Raw genomic sequence first — 18,852 nt, forward strand, 5'->3', positions numbered from 1 at the left:
TTATAGGAGTTGAACCAATGGAGCAATCTATCCAGCAAGTTCTTAAAGACCTCGCATCTAAAGACAAACAAATACAATATGAGGCTTATCAAACCATTATAGAGGTTACAAAAGAAGAAGTAGACTGGGCTTATGAAGTATGGGATCAATTGCGAGAAGAGGTCACGAATAAAGACGCGCATAAGCGTTCGAGAGCAGCGCAATTTCTAGCGAATTTGGCTATTAGTGATCCAGAAAAAAGGATAATTCAAGATTTTTCGGCTGTCTGGGAAGTGATGAAAGATGAGAAATTTGTGACAGCTCGACATAGCTTGCAAGCAATTTGGCGCGTAGGGCTAGCAGGAGAAGAGCAGAGAGAGATGGTCGTCAATCACCTTCGAGAGAGGTATCTTAATTGTTTAACGGAAAAAAACTACACGTTGATTCGATTTGATATTATGGAGGGGTTAGGAAAGTTATATGATGCTACTAAAAATGAAGAAATTAAACAGCAAGCTCTTGAATTAATTCAAGACGAATCAGATGAAAAGTATCAGAAGAAATATGCAAAGGTATGGAAAAATAGATAGTGAAAGGGGGGTTGGGTGATGATAGGATTTATCGCATTTTTACTAGTGCTAGGATACATCGTCTATGTACCTTTTAAGAATTTTCGCGATTCGAAATATGAGGCAGCTAGTGGAAATGGTTTTATAAAAACGTTTTTTGACAAAGGCAATTACGGAGAGTATTTAACTTATTTAAAGTTACAGAAGGTCGATGGATATAAACGTATTATGACGAATTTATATATACCAGGAAAAGATGGCAAGACGACAGAAGTCGATCTGCTTATGATCACCGAGACAGGGCTGTATGTAGTTGAATCAAAAAATTATAGTGGCTGGATTTTTGGAAGTGAGAAATCGAGGTATTGGATGCAGATGTTTCCAAACAAGCAAAAACATCAATTTTTTAATCCGATTTGGCAAAATAGCGCGCACATCAACGCAATAAAAGGCGTTCTGGATATGCAGGAAGCTCATTTGTTTAAGTCTTACATTATTTTTAGTGAAAGGTGCACGTTGAAAAAGATTGATGTCGTTTCTCCAGATGTAAAAGTTATGAAGAGGAATGACCTAACTCGAACACTTACAGACGAAATGAGTAGGTCAGAAAAACGTTGGAGCTCCTTCCAGGTTGATAGCATTTTCTCGAAGCTTTTTACATATTCACGAGTGGATGATACGGTTAAAAAGTTACATATCGAACAGGTGAGAGAAAAGAGAAAAGTTAGCGGAAGAAAATAGAGGTGACATACGATGACACTACAACAATTAAAATATGTAATTGAAATAGTCCTTTGTGGATCAATTAATGAAGCAGCAAGAAGGCTTTATATGTCACAACCTAGCCTGTCAAAAGCGGTTAAGGAATTAGAAAAGGAATTAGGAATTACGATTTTCACACGAACAACAAGAGGAATTACTCTTTCTCCAGACGGAGCTGAATTTTTAGGTTATGCTAGACAAGTAGTGGAGCAAACGGAACTGTTAGAGCGACGCTATTTTGATACGGCTCCTACTCAGCAGTTGTTTTCCGTTTCGACTCAGCACTACGCGTTTGCGGTCAATGCTTTTGTAGAAATGATTAAAAAGTACGGTGCTGACGAATATCAATTTACATTAAGAGAGACAAGAACATATGAAATTATTGAAGATGTGAAAAACTTGCGCAGTGAAATTGGCATTTTGTATGTGAGTTCATTTAACGAGAAGGTTATGAGGCAAATGCTGAAAGAAGAAGGACTAGAGTTCAACCCGCTTTTTGAGGCATCTCCTCACATCTTCGTTAGCTCAGAAAACCCTCTTGCGTGTAAAAAATCAATCACGCTTGAAGATTTAGAAGAGTATCCAAGGTTATCATTTGAACAAGGAGAATTTAATTCATTTTATTACTCAGAAGAAATTTTTAGTACCATTCCGCACAAAAAAAGCATTCAAGTAAGTGACCGAGCCACTCTCTTTAACTTGTTAATTGGTTTAAATGGATATACGATCTCAACTGGAATTTTAAACTCAGATTTAAATGGATCGAATATTGTGTCCGTTCCTCTTGAAGAGGATGAGTCGATCTCGGTTGGCTGGATTGTTCATAAGAAAACACAATTGACTCGAATGGCCAAATTATATTTACAGGAGCTAGAGCAGATCATTGATTCGCATGTCTCATGAGGAAGGTTCATTTTGATAAAGGTGTAATGATCTGAAAAATATCAGCAATTCGGTAGCACGATGTATATGAAATGACCAGGAAATTTTTTATAATGAAAGAGTCAGTAACTTTAGTTTGAAAGTGTTTATAAATGTAATTGCGTAACTAGTTAAAAAGCACTAGGAATGGCTACACGTTAGTGAAGTTTGTGATGATTTAGAAATTTTTAACTAGAGATGGATTAAAACATGTTTTAGATATTAATAGAAATAGAATCAAAAGGGTTGATTTAGGCATGGTTCAAGCATATATAGCGAGGTAAGAGAGCGTTGTGTAAGAAATGGAGTGGATCCAAGTAAGATTCCTTCTTTTTCAAAGGTTACGGCTGAAGAATTAGCAAAAATGGAGATGGAATACAACGAGATGATCGTTGTCATTCATTTTTTTATCAAAAAATTTTTAGAGAAAAGTAAAGGAATTCCATTATTAGTCTCAGTAACCGATCAGAATGGAGTTTTTATTGAGTCAATTGGAGATAAAAGCATGAAAGATACAATGGTACACCATGCTGGATTACAGAAAGGGATTCAATTTACAGAAGAGAAAGCTGGTGTTAGCTCTGTTTTGGCTGCAATAGAGTTAAATCGTCCCATTCAATTGTTAGGATCTGATCACTATCACCATTTTCTTCATTCAGCTGCATGTTACAGTGTTCCGCTATCTGTAAACAACAAGTTAAAAGGCACCATATCGGTTATGACATTTTTAAACTATGCGCATCCTATGATTCTCACTTCCTTAGAAACTGTTGTTGATTCCATTCAAAGAGAATTAGATTTACGCGAACAAAACCGCTATTTAGATCAAATCAATCAAATGATGCTAGAAAAATCGACGATTGGATATATCGTGATTGAGAAAAATGGTCATATTATTACGGCTAATCCAAAAGCAAAATCGCTCATGCCTGCCCTTGAAAAAAAGGGACAGTTTATCCATGATATAAAAGAGTTTCATGACATTCAGGAATTCATTGAACAAGGCAACAGCTTAAATGACTATGAAATGGTTCTGCGCAACCCCCAAACGAGTATTTGTTTAGTGGATTGTTTTCCTTTTTTAGAAGGAAGTTTAATTCAGTTGTACGACATTTCTGAGTATAAAAAAACGGAATCGTACATTCAGGATGCAGAGAAATTATCAATCCTCGGGCAATTAGCAGCTGGAGTTGCACATGAAATTAAAAATCCTTTAACAACGTTAAAAGGGTTTATTCAACTCATTCAAGAAAATCAATATGATGAATCTTTCACACCAGTTCTACTAAAAGAAATTGAGAGAATTAACCATATTACAAATGAATTTCTGAATTTATCTAGACCAACTGTGAATGCAAAAGATTGGTATGTGATGAGTAAATTATTTACAGAACTTGAAGTGATTTTATCCAGTCTAGCACTTCCTAAAAACATTGATTTTGTGTTGAACTTGGAAGACGTTCCAGCTATGTATTGTGATGGAAATCAATTGAAGCAAGTCTTTATCAATTTATTTAAAAACAGTGTCGAGGCAGTTGAACAAAATGGGGTTATTTCGATTTCTGTCCAGTTGGCTTCTGCTCAGTCTATCCGGATTCGGTTTGAGGATAATGGAGAAGGATTTCCTAATGAAATTCTTACAAAAGCTGGTCAACCATTTGTCACAACAAAACAAGGCGGGAATGGCTTAGGATCATGATTTGCAAGCGAATTATTGAATCAACTCATAAGGGGCAATTGAAGGTTTTTAACAATGAACATGGTAGCGCGGTGGTTGATCTTTTTCTTCCTTTGAACGAGAAAAAAACAGAAGGCTACTGAAAGTGAAATAAGATAAAGAGAAACTCAGGGTACTTTTGAGCCAAGAGCACGAAAAAAGGGAGATTTTCCTTTTTTCGTGCTCTACTCAACCCTGAGTTTTTTAATTGTTTCGGCTAGATTGTTGCAATGCTGGTCGCGTGATCGAAAAAAGTGAAAGATCATGTTTGGTTTTTCCAGTAAGAGCTAATTGGCTTAGGACTTCTCCTATTACACTAGCAAATTTAAATCCATGACCAGAAAAACCAGCGGCGAGAACGACATGTTTATAAAAAGGATGCAAGTCGATCACAAAATGTTCATCAGGGGTATTCGTGTACATGCACACCCGTCCTCTTTTTAGGCTGCCAGCAGCTTGGGGCATATAACGCTCTAAAAACTCTCGAGTATACGCTTCATCTTCTGGATAAATACCAAACTGACGATCAACCTTATCCGGATCAACTGGTTGACCGTAATCATGCCGCCCTATTTTGACACCACTCCCATCAAAACTTGGAAAGCCATAATACATTCCGATTGAGCTAACAGCCGTAAACGCTGGGAATGTAGTCGATGAATATAGCATTTCATCCGCTTCAAACCAGCCAATTGTTTGCCGACGTGGCTCAATGGGAACGTTTAAGTCGAGTTTAGCGAACCATTTACTGTTCCAAGCACCAGAGCTTAATATCAGTTTATTGGCGGTGAATAAGCCTTTATCTGTCTGAATGGAAACGCTATTCTCCCCAACGGTCACGTCCTCAACGGGCGTATTCGGTAAGATTGTTGCGCCGTGAGCAAGTGCAAGCTCACGGTACGCACGAATACAATTTTCACTAAACAATACACCTGATTCAGGCTCAAATATAGCATGATAATCATCCGGAAGTTTGACGCCAGACCAACGGTTTTGAACTTCGGTTGCATCAAGTACTTCTATAGGCAGGGAATATTGTTTGGCGCTTTCGATGGCTTCATCAATAAAAGCAGAATCGTTTTTGGGACCAAACCCTAAGACCCTAGTTTTCGTAAAAATATTGTGGTGTGTTTCATTTTGTAATTCATCCCATAATTGTTGTGCGCGTAACGCAAGCGGCACATACCCACGGCCTTCTCCGTAAGCATGACGGATGATTCGTGTATCCCCGTGGTGGCTACCTTCAGTGTGAGGAGGGTCAAACGCATCAACAAGTAAAGTTGTAACGCCTTGCTTTGCTAAGTAATATCCCGCAGCCATCCCCATTGAACCTGCGCCAATAATAATCACGTCAAAATGTCTTTTCATGAAAATCTCCTTAATCTACGTTTGTCTTGTTACTATGAAATTAGTTTTTTTGAAAAAGTCCATTCCAAAAGAAAGCGACAAGTTGTTCAGCCGATTCTTGAATCGTTGGGAAAATAGGAGTGTTATCTGGATTTCGGTAATTTCCAACCTTCATTAAAGAGATAAATGCTTGTGTAGCAAATAAAGGATTTACAGCAGTTATTTCTCCTGAGTCCATTGCTTCGTTAAAGGCTTTTTCTATTACATCATGCATGTAATGCTCGGCATCATGCATTTTTTTGATTTGTTCATCTGATAAGACGTCTTTTGTTTCTCTCAAAAAATGATCTAAATCGATGTCGACTGTCGCTTTTAAGTGACCAGTTGCCACTTCTAACAAGCGCTCGCGTAAAGGAAGATCTTTGCTTAACATCGTTTCCATATGCTGACGAATCCGGTACATTAACTGTATCATTGCTTCCGTGTATAATTCCGTTTTGCTGGAGTAGTAATAATAGACGGTTGCTTTTGTGACATTGCATGTTGCTGCAATGTCATCAACGGAGATATTTTTGTAGCCATTCTTTAAAAACAGGCTCGTAGCAGCATTTAGAATGAGATGATCTGTTGGTTGCTTTTGTTGATTAGTAGGAGGTCTCCCTAAAGCTCGTTTCGATGTGTTTCCCATCTGTCTCTCCTTGAAAAATAAAATTATGTTTTAGTATAGCATACATAAACAGCTCTTGTTGCTCTATATAAACACATTTTAATTGATAATTAACTAACCGGTATATATAATTAATGCAAATATGTGTTTTGACTGAAAAAGGGAGAGAGATGGAAATGAACCATTTTCTAAAAAATTATACTTCATATGTGGCGGGTTCAAAAACTCGTTGGCTCACGTTAATCGTTTGGATGGTCTTGATTGGACTAGTGTCTGTTATTTGGCCAGCAGTTAATGAACATGAGACCAATACAAGTAACTTGTTGCCGGAAGATGCGATGTCCGTTGTAGCCGACCAGATCATAGAAGAACAGTTTTCTGATGATGTTGGAATTCCTTTGCTATTAGTTTGGTACCAAGAAAGTGGCCTTACAGAAGAGAACTTTCAACTGATTCAATCGTTATACATGGACTTAGAAGTAAACCCACTTCAAGAGCAGTCTATGGTTCCACCTTTTGGTCAGTTGCCGATTGATGTGTTACGAAATGCAGCTTCAGAGGACGAAAAGGCAATTACGACTCCTGTATTTTTTAATCGTGATGCAAGCGTCGATGAATTGAAAGAGGCTTTAAGCGTACTCGAGGAAAAGGTAGGGAGCCTAACAGGAACAGAACTTTTACATATCGACCTAGCAGAAGAAGGGTTGCACCTTCGCTTTAGTGGACCAGTTGGGATTTCCATTGATGCAACTGAGTTGTTTAGCCAAGCAGATTTCACCTTGCTCATTGCGACCGTTTTATTAGTGTTGATTTTGTTGATTTTGTTGTATCGATCACCGATTTTAGCGATTGTACCTTTAATAGGAGTTGGTTTTGCTTTTGGGATTATTAGTCCTTTGCTCGGGTTTTTAGCTCGAGAGGGATGGATTGTTGTCGATGCACAAGCTATTTCCATTATGACGGTTCTTTTGTTTGGTGCAGGGACGGATTATTGCTTGTTTTTAATTTCAAGATACCGTGATGAATTGCAATTGGAAGAAAACAAATATAAGGCATTGCAGCTAGCTCTAGCAAACTCTGGCGGAGCTATTATGATGAGTGGATTAACAACGATGATCGGGTTGTTAAGTTTAGGTCTTGCCAATTATGCTTCCTATGATCGGTTTGCTGTACCTTTTAGTTTGGCGATTCTCGTGATGGCGATTGCTGTTGTAACGCTGTTGCCATCTTTACTTGCTCTGATTGGAAGAGTAGCATTTTTCCCCTTTATTCCAAGAACAGAACGCATGATTGTTGAATTGGAAAAGAAAAAAGGGAAGCCTGTTCGAAAACCAAAAATGCGAAGTGCTTTTAGTAAAATGACAGGTCGCCTCGTTACGGAAAAACCGTGGAGGATTATTATTGTAACTATGATTCTCTTAGTCTCGTTAGCAGCTGTTGTACCAAGAATCGAGTATAGTTATGGATTACTAGATTCGTTTCCAGAGGATATGCCATCTAGAGAAGGCTTTTCAATCATTGCAGAGCATTATCCTGCTGGTGAAATAGCACCAATACAAGTGCTTGTTGATACAAAAGGGAATGAGGTTGATTTACAAGATACGCTTCTTGCACTAGAAGCAGTTGAGAATGTAAGCGAACCCGTTTTGGGAGAGAAAAATAAGGAGATTCAAAAATATGAAGTAAAGGTGCAAATGGATCCTTATTCATCACAAGCGATTGAAGAAATACCGTTGATCAAACAAGTAGTAGAGGACGCGCTTAATGGAGCTGGTGTTAACCGTGCCTCTGAGAACGTGTGGATTGGTGGGGAAACGGCAGAATTGTATGATACGAAAGTGATTACAAACGCAGATCAAAATCGCATCATCCCTGTCATTCTAATCATCATGGCTATTTTATTAGTCATCTATTTACGTTCTGTTGTTGCCATGGCGTATCTCCTGTTTACGGTTGTATTATCCTTCTTTTCTGCACTTGGATTAGGTTGGTTGATTATTCATTATGGTCTTGCCCCAGCTATGCAGGGACTGATTCCGCTTTATACCTTTGTCTTCCTTGTTGCACTTGGAGGAGATTATAACATCTTTATGATCTCAAGCATTTGGAAAAAGAGTAAAACAATGCCGTATAAAAAGGCGATTGCAACAGGGGTCGAAGGAACAAGTAGTGTCATTAGTTCAGCCGGCCTCATTTTGGCTGGGACATTTGCTGTTCTCGCTGTTATGCCCATTCAAGTATTGGTGCAGTTTGGGATCGTTACAGCTGTTGGAATCTTAATGGATACATTCATCGTTCGACCATTACTTGTGCCTGCGATTACGACTGTATTAGGAAAATATGCATTCTGGCCTGGAGTTTTGTGGAAAAAAGAAAAGAAAGATAGCAAGTCAAAGGAGTATAGTTAGAGAACACCCCTAGCGTGGAGCTTTGTGAGGGCATTGAAAAAGGTCAATTTTACCTTTTTCAATGCCTTATGTGTTGGCACAGCTGGGAGTGTTGGTTTGCGGGACAATAAAATCGTGAATGTGGACAATAAAATGGCCGTGCTCGACAATAAATCGTTCCCACCGGCTAATAAATCAACGTGACCGGACAATAACACCCACTAAAGCGAACTTACTCCCCTGCAAGTGCGCGTGGAAACAGCACGTTATTCTCTAAATGAATGTGCAAAAAGAGATCTGATTCTAAATTTTCCAGACGTTGATAGACAAGGCGGTACGTGCCGCATGCACCTGGTGGTGGAGTGAAGTCATTGGTAACATCACGAAGTTCTTTTAAAATATTGCCAGCATGACTGTGTTCATGTTCAAGCGCATCAACAATTTTTTGCAATTGCTCGACCGTTTCTTCGGTGCGATGCTTCTCAACAGCTAGAATAAGAGGGAAATCAACCGTTTCCTCTTTTATTAAATGTTGCTCTAATTCCACCCGTAATTCATGAAACAGTCGATGAATTTGCGCTAAATGAGGTTGATGCTCCCCGTGTACGCGCAGCACTTTTGTGATGTATGGGCTTAGTTGAGGCAACTCTTCATTAAGATAGCGGTGGTGTTTTTGAATAATGTAATCAATTAATTCACTAAAGGAAGCATTCTCCCATTCAATACTGGCTCCATGTAAAGCCGTTGTTTCTTCAAAAAGAGTGTTTAAATTGGTTAACACTTCCTCAGCCGATAGGTTTCTTTCTTGGATCGCTTCAATGAGCGGACGATTCCCGCCGCAACAAAAATCAATCCGATATTTTTTAAATAGATCACTTGATTTAGGGAATTTGGTTACGATCTCAGCGACAACAGATGTTTCAGTAAATGTTTGTGTCATGTTTTATTCCTCCAGTACGTTTGATTTAACTTTCTATCAAAATGGTAACAATAAACATACATTTTCGTTGTGATTCAGATCACGTATTTGATGTGATTTTTCTAACAGAGTGCAGGTATGACATTGATCACAGTTTTCATGATCTCAATTCAGTAAAATAGAGGAAAGTCCATGCTAAGGGGTTTTGTAAATGAAACTAGCAACAATAAAAAGACATTTAAAGGAAGTGTCACTTTTCAAAGAGTTATCTGAAGATGAAATTGAACAAATCGTCAGGATTGCCAGGCTGCGGCCGTATTCGGAAAGATCCTTTGTCTTTATGCAGGGCGAACCACTTGATCGAGTGTTTTTCATACATTCTGGAAAAGTTAAAATACACAAAACCGACTTAGCAGGGAAAGAGCAAATTGTCTCGATTTTGCAGGCAGGAGATATGTTTCCGCATGCTGGCTTTTTTCGGGGAGGGGATTTCCCAGCTCATGCTGAAATTGTGGAGCGAGCTGAGTTGATTGTCATTCCAGTTGGGGAATTTGAAAACATTTTATTAACATATCCCGAGCTGTGTGTGAAGATGTTTAAAGTTTTAGGAGAGAAATTAGTTGATCTTCAAAACCGCCTAGAGGAAAAAATTCTTCGTGACACGTATGAACAAATTGTGATGCTCCTTCTTAGGTTATGTAAATCTCATGGTGAACAAGTGGCTAATCAATACAAACTAACCTCCCATTTTACCAATAAAGAACTCGCTAACATGATTGGGACGTCAAGAGAGACTATCAATCGAACCATTAATCAGCTGAGAAAGAGGGGTATGATATCTCCAGATCACGATGGGTTCTTTCTGATTCATGCAACAAAATTAGAAGATGAGATTATGTGATAGAAAAGACTGCTGATCGAAAAAATCAGTAGTCTTTTTTACGTGTGACAAATGATAATAAAATTTCAGTAAATTTGTTTGATTTTTTAGTATCTAGTGTGAATGATGTAACAGCCTTATATGCTCTGAAGATTTATAGTAGGGAGGAGATTGCGCAAGGGCATCGAAAAAAGGTCGATTTTCACCTTGTCCATGCCAACGATGGAGAGGAGGAGAAAAAATGAAAGATGAATTAAAGATAGGCGGGGTTACGCTAAAAAGTCGGCTAATGATCGGAACGGGAAAATTTCATCGAAATAGCCTAATTCACAATGTCGTCAAAAGCTCGATGGCTGAGGTGATAACTGTTGCCATGAGAAGGGTTGATCTTGATTCAATTGAAGAGAACATTATCAATTCTATTCCTGAAAACATGATTCTCTTGCCGAATACATCTGGGGCTAGAACCGCAGAGGAGGCTGTTCGGATTGCCAAGTTATCTAGAGCCACGGGTCTTGGGAATTGGGTCAAAATTGAAGTCATTCCAGATCAAAAATATTTACTACCAGACAACTATGAAACAGTAAAAGCGACGGAAGCATTAACAAAAGAAGGGTTCATTGTGTTGCCTTATATGAGCCCGGATTTAGTAGTGGCAAAACAATTAGAGGAAGCTGGTGCAGCCGCAGTGATGCCTTTAGGCTCCCCAATTGGTTCAAATAGGGGATTTCGGACGAAAGAGTTAGTGCGGATTATGATTGAAGAGAGCAATGTTCCCATTATCGTAGATGCTGGAATTGGCAAGCCGTCTGAAGCGTGTGAAGCGATGGAGCTTGGGGCGGATGCGGTATTAGTGAATACAGCCATTGCCACTTCATCCAACCCGGTCCAGATGGCGGAAGCTTTTGCAAACAGTGTGAAAGCAGGGAGAAGTGCTTATCTCAGTGGACTCGCAGATACGGCTTTAGAAGCAAGAGCATCATCGCCGTTGACAGGGTTTTTAGGCTGATTTCAATTTGAAGGAGGGAGGCGAAAATGAGTTTTTATAACGTGTATCAGCAATTGAAGACACATGATTTAGAGAATTTTCTTGATTCAGTGACAGCGCAGGATGTGATAAGTATTCTTCAAAAAGATGTGCTCAATAAAGAAGACTTTCTACAGCTTTTATCACCAGCTGCAGGAGAGTGCTTAGAACTACTCGCACAAAAAGCCCACCGAGTAACTGTGCAGCATTTTGGAAAAACGATTCAATTGTTTAATCCCATTTACATATCTGATTTTTGTGTGAATCATTGTACATATTGTAGCTTTAGCGTAACGAATCAATTTAAACGGCAAAAACTTTCAATGAAAGAAATAGAGAGAGAAGCAAAAAAATTAGCGGAAACCGGCATTAAGCATGTTTTGATTTTGACGGGAGAATCGAAGCAGCATTCGTCTGTAGTGTATATAAAGGAAACGGTCGAGGTGTTAAAAAAGTTCTTCGACTCGATTTCGATTGAAATCAATCCACTTGACACGGCAGAGTATCAACAACTTAAGGAAGCTGGTGTGGATGGGCTAACCGTTTATCAAGAAGTGTACAATGAAGAGATTTACAAAAATTTTCACGTTAAAGGACCGAAAAGGCATTACCGTTACCGCTTAGAAACACCGGAAAGAGGGTGTGAAGCAGGTCTGCGAAGTGTGAATATCGGTGCACTTCTTGGCTTAGATAATTGGCGAAAAGAAGTTTTTTTTACCGGCATGCATGCTGATTATCTCCAAAGAACATACATCGGAACAGACATCAGTGTATCTCTTCCAAGAATCCGTCCACATTTAGGGAGCTTTACACCGAGGTCAGAAGTGGACGATCGAGCTTTTGTTCAAAGTCTACTTGCATTGCGTTTATTTTTACCAAGGGCAGGAATTACGCTCTCAACGAGGGAACCAGCTCCGTTGCGAGATCATCTCATTTCACTTGGAGTGACAAAAATGTCTGCAGGCTCTAAAACAGAGGTGGGCGGCTATACGTTTGAAGCTGAAGGAACGAATCAATTTGAAATTTCAGATGAGCGTAGTGTAGAAGAGATCACCAAGGTGTTGTACAAAAATGGGTATCAGCCCGTGTTTAAAGATTGGGTACTGACATAAGGAGTTAATGAAAAGAAAAGTCAAACCATGGCTCTGGCTTGACTTTTCCTTTCAAACTACTACTATTCTAAACTCCCTTTAGGACCAAAAAATTCATAATGGGTTCTTTCTTGTGGTACGTTCCAGTCTTGTAATGCTTTGTTGATGGCTTTCATAAAGGGAACAGGTCCACAGAAGTAAAATTCTGCATCATTGTTTTCTAAAATCGATTGAAGCCAAGCAAGGTCAACATAGCCTTCTTTTTGATAGTTCTTTGTTTCTTTGTCTTGTTCAGTTGGAGATTCGTACGCTAAGAAGTAAGAAATGTTCTCTGATTGGTTTGCTAGATTCGTAACTTCTTCGTTAAAGGCATGATACTTGCTGTTAATGGCCGCATGAATATAGGTTACTTTTCTATTCGGTTGATGGTTGGCCACTGCTTTTAACATGGTTAGCATCGGAGTTTGACCGACACCTCCACTAATGAGAACGACAGGGCGACTGTTCTCTGAATCTAGGACAAAGTCGCCAGCAGGTGCCGTAACTTCAATCACATCTCCAACTGAAACTTCGTTGTGAAGGAACGTTGACACAATGCCTGCTGGGACATTTCCTTTTTGGTCTTCACGTTTTACGCTTATTCGGTAGTAAGGTTGCCCTGATGCATCAGATAAACTATATTGTCTTAAGTGCGTATAAGTCTCACCGTTTATAACCGCTTTCACGGTAATGTATTGACCAGGCTGAAATTCAGAAATTTGAGCTCCATCTTTCGGACTTAAGTAGAAAGAAGTAATGACATCACTTTCAACTTCTTTTTTTGCGACAACGAACTCACGGAAATCATCCCATCCGCCGGTTTTAGACGCAGCCACTTGATACATTTCTTTTTCAACCGAAATAAATACGTCCGCGATCACTCCATAAGCGTCTCCCCATGCCTCGATGATCTCGTCTGTTGCCGCTTCTCCTAGTACATCCTTAATCGCTATGAGCAAATATTTACCAACGATCGGATAGTGCTCCGCTTGAATTCCTAGACTGCGGTGCTTGTGCGCTATTTGCTTTACAACTGGCAAAATCGCTTCTAAATTATCAATATATTGGGCCGCAGCATAAACAGTGTTGGCTAACGCTTGCGGCTGTTTACCTTGTTTTTGATTCACATGATTAAAAATATGTAGCAGTTCTGGGTGGTTGTTGAAAAGTGTTTTGTAAAAATGGGTCGTGATTGCTGTACCGTGTTCTGCTAGTACAGGTACCGTTGATTTGATGATCTCAATTGTTCTTGAATCCAATGTTTTAGTAGACAAAGGAAAATCCCCCTCATATATCCAGTATTTGTAATACATGTTTATTATGAATCTGATTATGATTAAAAGCAATATATTAAATGCATCTTTAAAAAATAGACAAATTTTAATAAAAAAGTTTCAAGGAGAAGGGGATTAAATTAATATGAACTAGTTCATTAAACTGTTTTTAAAAGAAAAAGGTGTCTATGAGTCCTTTTAATGACCATAGACACCTTTTTATACGTGTTCAAATAGATGAAAAACTGATTTGTTGTCGAGTTTCTATGATTTATTGTCGGGAATGAGGCATTTATTGTCCACTTTTTATGATTTATTGTCCGATCAGTTCATTTTGTTATCCAAGTGCTTACCAAGCGCCATGCAATAACAAGAGGGATAAAAGAAGCACATTACATTTAAATAAAAAATAAAAGGTTCGACTTTGATGTCGAGCCTTTTGTTTTTGTTATAGTGAAATAGGAAGTAGATGTTAATTGGTGGGGATTAAGGTGGTAGGGCTAGTAGCCATGAAGCCTTGTGAACAAGAGAAAGGAGCACTGAGAAGTGGAATCGTTCAGTGCTCGCATATAACGCCTTTTTAGATTATCGAAATTGATACATAAACCGCTCCATATAATAAATAAAAACTTGGTTGTAGTAGCCTGGATAATACGTGTTGCTTGCATGTCCAGCTAGTGGCATTAGTACTAAAACTGAGTTTCCATTAGCTTTTTCGGAGTAAGATTGATGAAATTTTTTTGAGATCGATTGATCAACAAATCCATCATGTGTCCCTTGATAGATTAAAGTAGGAGGACTATCTTTTTTTACTAAGAGACCTGGGTCTGTTAACATCATGTTTCCATCTATCCCTGCTTGTTCTGATAAACCAATTGCCGGGTAAACGGAAATAATCCCTTTAATCGTTAGGTTTGGATGGATTACGTTATGATCTCTAGATTGAGCCCCTAGTGCAACAGCATTTGCTAATTGTCCGCCGGAAGATCTTCCTGAGAGAAAAACAGAATCTAAATTAGCCCCAAACTCTTCGTGGTGTTTAGCTAAATAATCAGTGAAGATCCCAACATGACGAACCATGTCATCAATGGTAAAACCAGCAACTTTATTTTTAGGAACATCAAGAGAATCAAAAAGCTGATCCGCATGGCTAAGTCCATGCTGAACGTCGAACACGACATACCCTTGGCTAGCAAAGTGTTTATTGATTTGAGCCCGATTTAAAGAGCCTTTGTCACCAGCTGTCCAAGCGCCTCCGTGAATCCTGATTAAGACAGCGTGTTTTCCAGGAAGATCTTCTTTGCCTTCAGGGGGCATGTACGCATCGAAATAGAGCTTGATCCCCTGGTCAACACCTGTTTTTCCTTCATAATATAGAATATTCTGCTGTACTTGATGATCCCCTGATGCAACCCCGAGGAAGTAATCTGGAAGTCGGAAAGGAGCTTCTGAAAAGTACTGTTTGTCTGTAGGTGCTACGATTTTCGTTGGCTCTTTATCAAATGCTTTTGCATAAGCCGATTCAACGTCTGAAATGGTTAACAACGTACTCAATAAAGGCAAACTAAAAATAAGAGCAAATGATAAACCCATGATCATCACACTGATGCGAAGTACTCGTAATGTCTTCGGAAGCATCTTTAAAACAAATACACACAGTGTAAAAAAGATTATGCTGACATACAACGAATTAGCTGGCAAAACCATCTCGACTAGATCACTGCTCCTGCCGACTAACAATTTATAGGTTAAGTAAATACCGAACAACAAGATCAAACCTGTAAAAATTAGAAGCGCCATCATTCGGAGTAATCTAATTTCAATAGGTCTTTTACGCATTCGTTTGACTTTTTTGATTGGTTGTAATTTTACGTTTGAAATGACGATGCCAAGAACAAACAGTGAAAAAAATAAAATAAGGGAAGTAATACTTCGTGATGTCGCATTCACAACTTCCTCGGAAGCGGATCGATTCATAATTGGGATGAGGACCATTGCAACAATCGTTAATAAATAATAAAGATAATCTAAGTATGTATGTTCACTTTCAAGCAAAGTCGCAGCCACGTTTCCTAAAAGAGTAAGGATAAGGAGCAGTCCGAAGATGTTCCACTTGTTATGGGAGGCCCCGGTTACGATATAAAGAAATCCGAGAAAAATCGATGCGATATTCGCACTAAGTAAAAGTTTAATCAAAATTTGTAGGTGTTTTCGTTCGTGTCTTACGGAATTTTTCATAATGTATGCTCCTTAATTGAATTGTAAACACAAACTATTCTTAAGGAATGATGTTTGTCTAAAAGTTGCACGCTTTTTATTTTTAACTCCTTACTTGGAATACATACTTATCTTTTTCTAGAGGTCCTTGTTTCACAATGAATTGTGAGTTTTTTGCTGGAGTATGGTAAGAGTAGCATTTAATGCTATTCAAACAGGTAGTTGTCGTAGCTGGAAATCTATGTTACTCTTGGTAAGAAAATTATGAAAATATGAATAGGGGAGCTACGAGGTTGGCTGAGAGGATATCCCGTTGAAGATATCGACCCTTTAAACCTGATCTGGATAATGCCAGCGGAGGGATGTTTATTAGAATTGCATGTTTACATGTGAAGTCTACACGCCTCTCTTGGTGTGTAGACTTTTTTTGTTGAAAGGAGGTATTTATGCGTACTTTGCGACGGGGGATCTCGTTTGCGGCACCTGCAGTTATTGCCGTTATTCTTTTTCTCGTCATTTGGGAAGTTTCTGTGTGGATTTGGAACGTTGAAGAGTGGATCTTGCCAGCGCCAAGTTTAATTTTTCAGGCGTTTTTTGATACATGGCACTTACTACCTGATCATATTTGGATGACGACAAAAGAAGCCGTACTTGGGTTTTTATTAGGGATTATTGTTGCGTTAATAATTGCTTTTATTTTAGACATTTCGCCATTGTTGCGAAAAAGTTTTTATCCGATTCTTCTATTCTCACAAACGATTCCCATTATTGCGATTGCCCCTTTATTGATCATTTGGTTTGGATATGGCATTCTCCCAAAAGTTCTCGTTGTTGCCTTAGTGACGTTCTTTCCTGTTGTTGTCAGTGTAGCTGAGGGATTGCAATCGAGTGATCGCGATATGATTCGACTGGTTCGGTCGATGGGAGGATCGTTCTGGCAGGTGTTTTGGTCTGTTCGCTTCCCGCACGCTCTTCCTTATTTATTTACAGGATTACGAATTGGAGCTACATATAGTGTGTTAGCAGCGGTGATTTCAGAGTGGGTTGGTGCGAGTAAAGGATTAGGAATCTACTTGATAAAAGCTCAAAGTTCGTTTGCAACGGATAAAGTCTTCGTTGTAATCGCCCTCATTTCGCTTTTAAGCTGTCTTTTGTTTTTCGTTGTTGTGTTACTTGGCAGACTGATGATGCCATGGAAACATAAGTCTCATAAAAAATAGAAACATAGTTGGAGGAGAAGGTCATGTTTAAAAAACTACGCACAAGTTTAGTCGTTGCGGGGATGTTCGTTTTAGCAGCGTGTAATCAAGTGGATGAGCCTACGCAAGTAGAAGAGGTTGAAACAGAGGTTGAATCCGATGCTGGAGCGGAAGCACCGGCTGAGTCAGAGGAATTGATGGAAGCAACGTTTATTTTAGATTGGGTACCAAACACGAATCATACTGGAATTTATGTAGCATTAGAAAAAGGTTTTTTTGAAGAAGAAGGAATTGATTTAACGATTATTGAACCAGCGATGGAAGGGGCCGTTCCAATTGTGGCTGCTGGCCAAGCTGATTTTGGGATAGGTTCGCAAACGGGTGTGACCATTGCTAGGTCAACAGGGATTCCAGTGGCTTCCATTGCAGCTGTCATTCAAGAGCATACGTCTGGATTTGCCTCTCCTATTGAGAAAGAGATTACATCTCCAGAGGATTTTGCAGGAAAGACGTATGGAGGATTTGGTGGAGCTGAAGAAGAAGCCATTTTAAACACGGTGTTAAATCAGTATGAAGTCGACCCAGCTTCTGTTGATAATGTTATCGTCGGTTCAGCTGACTTTTTTACAAATACGAAACGAGACATTGACTTTCAATGGATCTTCTATGGGTGGACAGGGATTGAAGCTGAAGTTCGCGGAGAAGACATCAACATGATCTATCTGAAAGACATTGATCCGGTCTTTAATTATTATTCTCCTGTTATTTTTAGTAGTGATGCCGTAATGGAAGAACAACCAGAGCTGGTTGAAAGCTTCACAAGAGCTGTATCAAGAGGGTACGAATTTGCGATTGAAGAGCCGGCGGCAGCGGCTGAGATTTTAATAGCAGCCAGTCCTGAAACAAGTGAAGAGCTCATTCGTGCATCACAAGAGTGGTTAAGCCCGCGCTACAAAGGAGACGCAGAGAAGTGGGGCATTCAAAGTGAAGATGTTTGGAACGATTTTACCGCATGGCTGCTTGAGGCTGAATTGATTGAATCGGATGTATCAACAGATGAAGTGATGACAAATCGATTCTTGCCCTAAAGAAAGGTTCTTATTATGGAAATAAGCATTCGCAATCTACAGCATTCGTATAATGGGGAATCTGTTATCAAAAACATTGATTTGTCGCTAAAAAAAGGAGAATTTGTTTCGATCATTGGACCGAGTGGCTGTGGCAAAAGTACTTTGTTTAATCTCATTACAGGATTAGAAGTACCTGATGAGGGAGACATTTTGTTTGATGGCAAAAATATGTTGGGTAAACGGGGACATAGCAGTTATATGATGCAAAAAGATTTACTGTTTCCGTGGAAAACGGTTTTAGAAAATGTTCTTTTAGGTCCTACTATTACAAAACAGGAAGCACAAGAAGCAGTAGAAGAAGCACGTTCTCTTTTTCCGATGTTTGGATTAGAAGGATATGAGCATTATTATCCGGAAGTGCTATCAGGAGGGATGAAGCAAAGGGCAGCCTTGCTTAGAACTTTTTTGCATAAAAAGGAGCTCATGCTGTTAGATGAACCTTTTGGTGCATTAGATGCGTTAACTCGAGAGAAGATGCATAGCTGGCTTCTAGACATATGGAGCCACATGCAGCGAACCGTTTTGTTCATTACACATAGCATTGATGAAGCCATTTTTTTATCAGATCGCATTTATGTGTTCGGACCACGTCCAACAGAGGTTATTCTTGACGTGAAGGTACCTTTGCCTCGTCCAAGAAATAAAGAGATGACCGTGACGCCCGAATACTTAGAAGTAAAACAACAATTAATGAACGCATTATATGAAATGAATTGAGATTAAGAGG

General features: G+C 39.1%; 16 protein-coding genes and 1 riboswitch. Of the genes, 11 read left to right on the forward strand and 5 right to left on the reverse strand.

Annotated features, from left to right (window positions below; all coding sequences use genetic code 11):
• The first annotated feature begins 17 nt into the window (after window positions 1-17).
• From JCM9140_RS06900 to JCM9140_RS06915, 4 genes are all read left to right on the forward strand, one after another.
• Window positions 18-569 carry a hypothetical protein gene (locus JCM9140_RS06900; RefSeq protein ID WP_034744191.1) on the forward strand — a complete coding sequence of 184 codons (552 nt, stop codon included), beginning with the start codon at window positions 18-20 and terminating at the stop codon, window positions 567-569.
• A gap of 18 nt (window positions 570-587) precedes the next feature.
• Entirely contained in the window at window positions 588-1,289 is a 702-nt protein-coding gene (locus tag JCM9140_RS06905; protein ID WP_034744194.1) for a nuclease-related domain-containing protein, read from the forward strand.
• A 12-nt stretch (window positions 1,290-1,301) separates the two neighbouring features.
• Window positions 1,302-2,213: a LysR family transcriptional regulator gene (locus tag JCM9140_RS06910; RefSeq protein WP_034744197.1), complete on the forward strand. Its 912-nt coding sequence runs from the start codon at window positions 1,302-1,304 to the stop codon at window positions 2,211-2,213.
• Between the two features lie 325 nt (window positions 2,214-2,538).
• On the forward strand, window positions 2,539-3,930 hold the full coding sequence (locus JCM9140_RS06915) for a histidine kinase dimerization/phospho-acceptor domain-containing protein (RefSeq protein ID WP_034744200.1): 1,392 nt from the start codon (window positions 2,539-2,541) through the stop codon (window positions 3,928-3,930).
• Between the two features lie 222 nt (window positions 3,931-4,152).
• Here JCM9140_RS06915 and solA read toward each other — a convergent pair whose 3' ends face one another.
• Complete coding sequence (gene solA / locus JCM9140_RS06920; RefSeq protein WP_034744203.1) at window positions 4,153-5,316, reverse strand: N-methyl-L-tryptophan oxidase; 1,164 nt, start codon at window positions 5,314-5,316, stop codon at window positions 4,153-4,155.
• 40 nt (window positions 5,317-5,356) lie between these two features.
• Entirely contained in the window at window positions 5,357-5,983 is a 627-nt protein-coding gene (locus JCM9140_RS06925; protein ID WP_034744206.1) for a TetR/AcrR family transcriptional regulator, read from the reverse strand.
• 149 nt (window positions 5,984-6,132) lie between these two features.
• Between JCM9140_RS06925 and JCM9140_RS06930 the strand changes: the two genes are divergently transcribed.
• The gene (locus JCM9140_RS06930) at window positions 6,133-8,370 is read left to right on the forward strand and encodes an MMPL family transporter (RefSeq protein ID WP_439644278.1); all 2,238 of its coding nucleotides are present in this window, start codon (window positions 6,133-6,135) and stop codon (window positions 8,368-8,370) included.
• Between the two features lie 211 nt (window positions 8,371-8,581).
• On the opposite strand, the gene ric is transcribed toward JCM9140_RS06930, so the two are convergent.
• Window positions 8,582-9,289 carry an iron-sulfur cluster repair di-iron protein gene (gene ric, locus JCM9140_RS06935; RefSeq protein ID WP_034744212.1) on the reverse strand — a complete coding sequence of 236 codons (708 nt, stop codon included), beginning with the start codon at window positions 9,287-9,289 and terminating at the stop codon, window positions 8,582-8,584.
• A 190-nt stretch (window positions 9,290-9,479) separates the two neighbouring features.
• Here ric and JCM9140_RS06940 point away from each other — a divergent pair, with 190 nt between their 5' ends.
• The 3 genes from JCM9140_RS06940 (at window position 9,480) to thiH (ending at window position 12,287) form a co-directional block, all read left to right on the forward strand.
• On the forward strand, window positions 9,480-10,169 hold the full coding sequence (locus JCM9140_RS06940; protein WP_034744215.1) for a Crp/Fnr family transcriptional regulator: 690 nt from the start codon (window positions 9,480-9,482) through the stop codon (window positions 10,167-10,169).
• 220 nt (window positions 10,170-10,389) lie between these two features.
• Window positions 10,390-11,157: a thiazole synthase gene (locus JCM9140_RS06950; RefSeq protein WP_034744221.1), complete on the forward strand. Its 768-nt coding sequence runs from the start codon at window positions 10,390-10,392 to the stop codon at window positions 11,155-11,157.
• 26 nt (window positions 11,158-11,183) lie between these two features.
• Complete coding sequence (gene thiH, locus JCM9140_RS06955; RefSeq protein WP_034744224.1) at window positions 11,184-12,287, forward strand: 2-iminoacetate synthase ThiH; 1,104 nt, start codon at window positions 11,184-11,186, stop codon at window positions 12,285-12,287.
• A 62-nt stretch (window positions 12,288-12,349) separates the two neighbouring features.
• Here thiH and hmpA read toward each other — a convergent pair whose 3' ends face one another.
• Both hmpA and JCM9140_RS06965 read right to left on the reverse strand, forming a co-directional pair.
• A complete protein-coding gene (gene hmpA, locus JCM9140_RS06960; protein ID WP_034744227.1) occupies window positions 12,350-13,579 on the reverse strand; it encodes an NO-inducible flavohemoprotein in 1,230 nt (409 codons plus the stop codon).
• A 585-nt stretch (window positions 13,580-14,164) separates the two neighbouring features.
• A complete protein-coding gene (locus tag JCM9140_RS06965; protein ID WP_034744230.1) occupies window positions 14,165-15,817 on the reverse strand; it encodes an alpha/beta hydrolase in 1,653 nt (550 codons plus the stop codon).
• 247 nt (window positions 15,818-16,064) lie between these two features.
• Window positions 16,065-16,177: riboswitch (TPP riboswitch) on the forward strand.
• 65 nt (window positions 16,178-16,242) lie between these two features.
• On the opposite strand from JCM9140_RS06965, the gene JCM9140_RS06970 reads away from it, so the two are divergent.
• The 3 genes from JCM9140_RS06970 to JCM9140_RS06980 are packed head-to-tail and all read left to right on the forward strand — an operon-like array spanning window position 16,243 to window position 18,842.
• Window positions 16,243-17,016, forward strand: coding sequence for an ABC transporter permease (locus tag JCM9140_RS06970; RefSeq protein ID WP_034744233.1), 774 nt, complete (start codon window positions 16,243-16,245; stop codon window positions 17,014-17,016).
• 23 nt (window positions 17,017-17,039) lie between these two features.
• Window positions 17,040-18,083 carry an ABC transporter substrate-binding protein gene (locus JCM9140_RS06975; RefSeq protein WP_034744235.1) on the forward strand — a complete coding sequence of 348 codons (1,044 nt, stop codon included), beginning with the start codon at window positions 17,040-17,042 and terminating at the stop codon, window positions 18,081-18,083.
• Between the two features lie 15 nt (window positions 18,084-18,098).
• Window positions 18,099-18,842 carry an ABC transporter ATP-binding protein gene (locus JCM9140_RS06980; protein ID WP_052002119.1) on the forward strand — a complete coding sequence of 248 codons (744 nt, stop codon included), beginning with the start codon at window positions 18,099-18,101 and terminating at the stop codon, window positions 18,840-18,842.
• The last annotated feature ends 10 nt before the right edge of the window (window positions 18,843-18,852 follow it).

Source organism: Halalkalibacter wakoensis JCM 9140, assembly GCF_000513095.1.
GTDB classification, from domain to species: Bacteria; Bacillota; Bacilli; order Bacillales; family Bacillaceae_D; genus Halalkalibacter; species Halalkalibacter wakoensis.

Bases quoted from the DNA above. Each gene is read 5' to 3' on its own strand.
- JCM9140_RS06970 (WP_034744233.1), top strand. From the start codon at position 16,243: ATGCGTACTTTGCGACGGGGGATCTCGTTTGCGGCACCTGCAGTTATT.
- JCM9140_RS06950 (WP_034744221.1), top strand. From the start codon at position 10,390: ATGAAAGATGAATTAAAGATAGGCGGGGTTACGCTAAAAAGTCGGCTA.
- JCM9140_RS06905 (WP_034744194.1), top strand. From the start codon at position 588: ATGATAGGATTTATCGCATTTTTACTAGTGCTAGGATACATCGTCTAT.
- JCM9140_RS06925 (WP_034744206.1), bottom strand. From the start codon at position 5,983: ATGGGAAACACATCGAAACGAGCTTTAGGGAGACCTCCTACTAATCAA.
- JCM9140_RS06980 (WP_052002119.1), top strand. From the start codon at position 18,099: ATGGAAATAAGCATTCGCAATCTACAGCATTCGTATAATGGGGAATCT.
- JCM9140_RS06910 (WP_034744197.1), top strand. From the start codon at position 1,302: ATGACACTACAACAATTAAAATATGTAATTGAAATAGTCCTTTGTGGA.
- JCM9140_RS06930 (WP_439644278.1), top strand. From the start codon at position 6,133: ATGGAAATGAACCATTTTCTAAAAAATTATACTTCATATGTGGCGGGT.
- thiH (WP_034744224.1), top strand. From the start codon at position 11,184: ATGAGTTTTTATAACGTGTATCAGCAATTGAAGACACATGATTTAGAG.
- solA (WP_034744203.1), bottom strand. From the start codon at position 5,316: ATGAAAAGACATTTTGACGTGATTATTATTGGCGCAGGTTCAATGGGG.
- JCM9140_RS06975 (WP_034744235.1), top strand. From the start codon at position 17,040: ATGTTTAAAAAACTACGCACAAGTTTAGTCGTTGCGGGGATGTTCGTT.
- JCM9140_RS06900 (WP_034744191.1), top strand. From the start codon at position 18: ATGGAGCAATCTATCCAGCAAGTTCTTAAAGACCTCGCATCTAAAGAC.
- ric (WP_034744212.1), bottom strand. From the start codon at position 9,289: ATGACACAAACATTTACTGAAACATCTGTTGTCGCTGAGATCGTAACC.
- JCM9140_RS06965 (WP_034744230.1), bottom strand. From the start codon at position 15,817: ATGAAAAATTCCGTAAGACACGAACGAAAACACCTACAAATTTTGATT.
- JCM9140_RS06940 (WP_034744215.1), top strand. From the start codon at position 9,480: ATGAAACTAGCAACAATAAAAAGACATTTAAAGGAAGTGTCACTTTTC.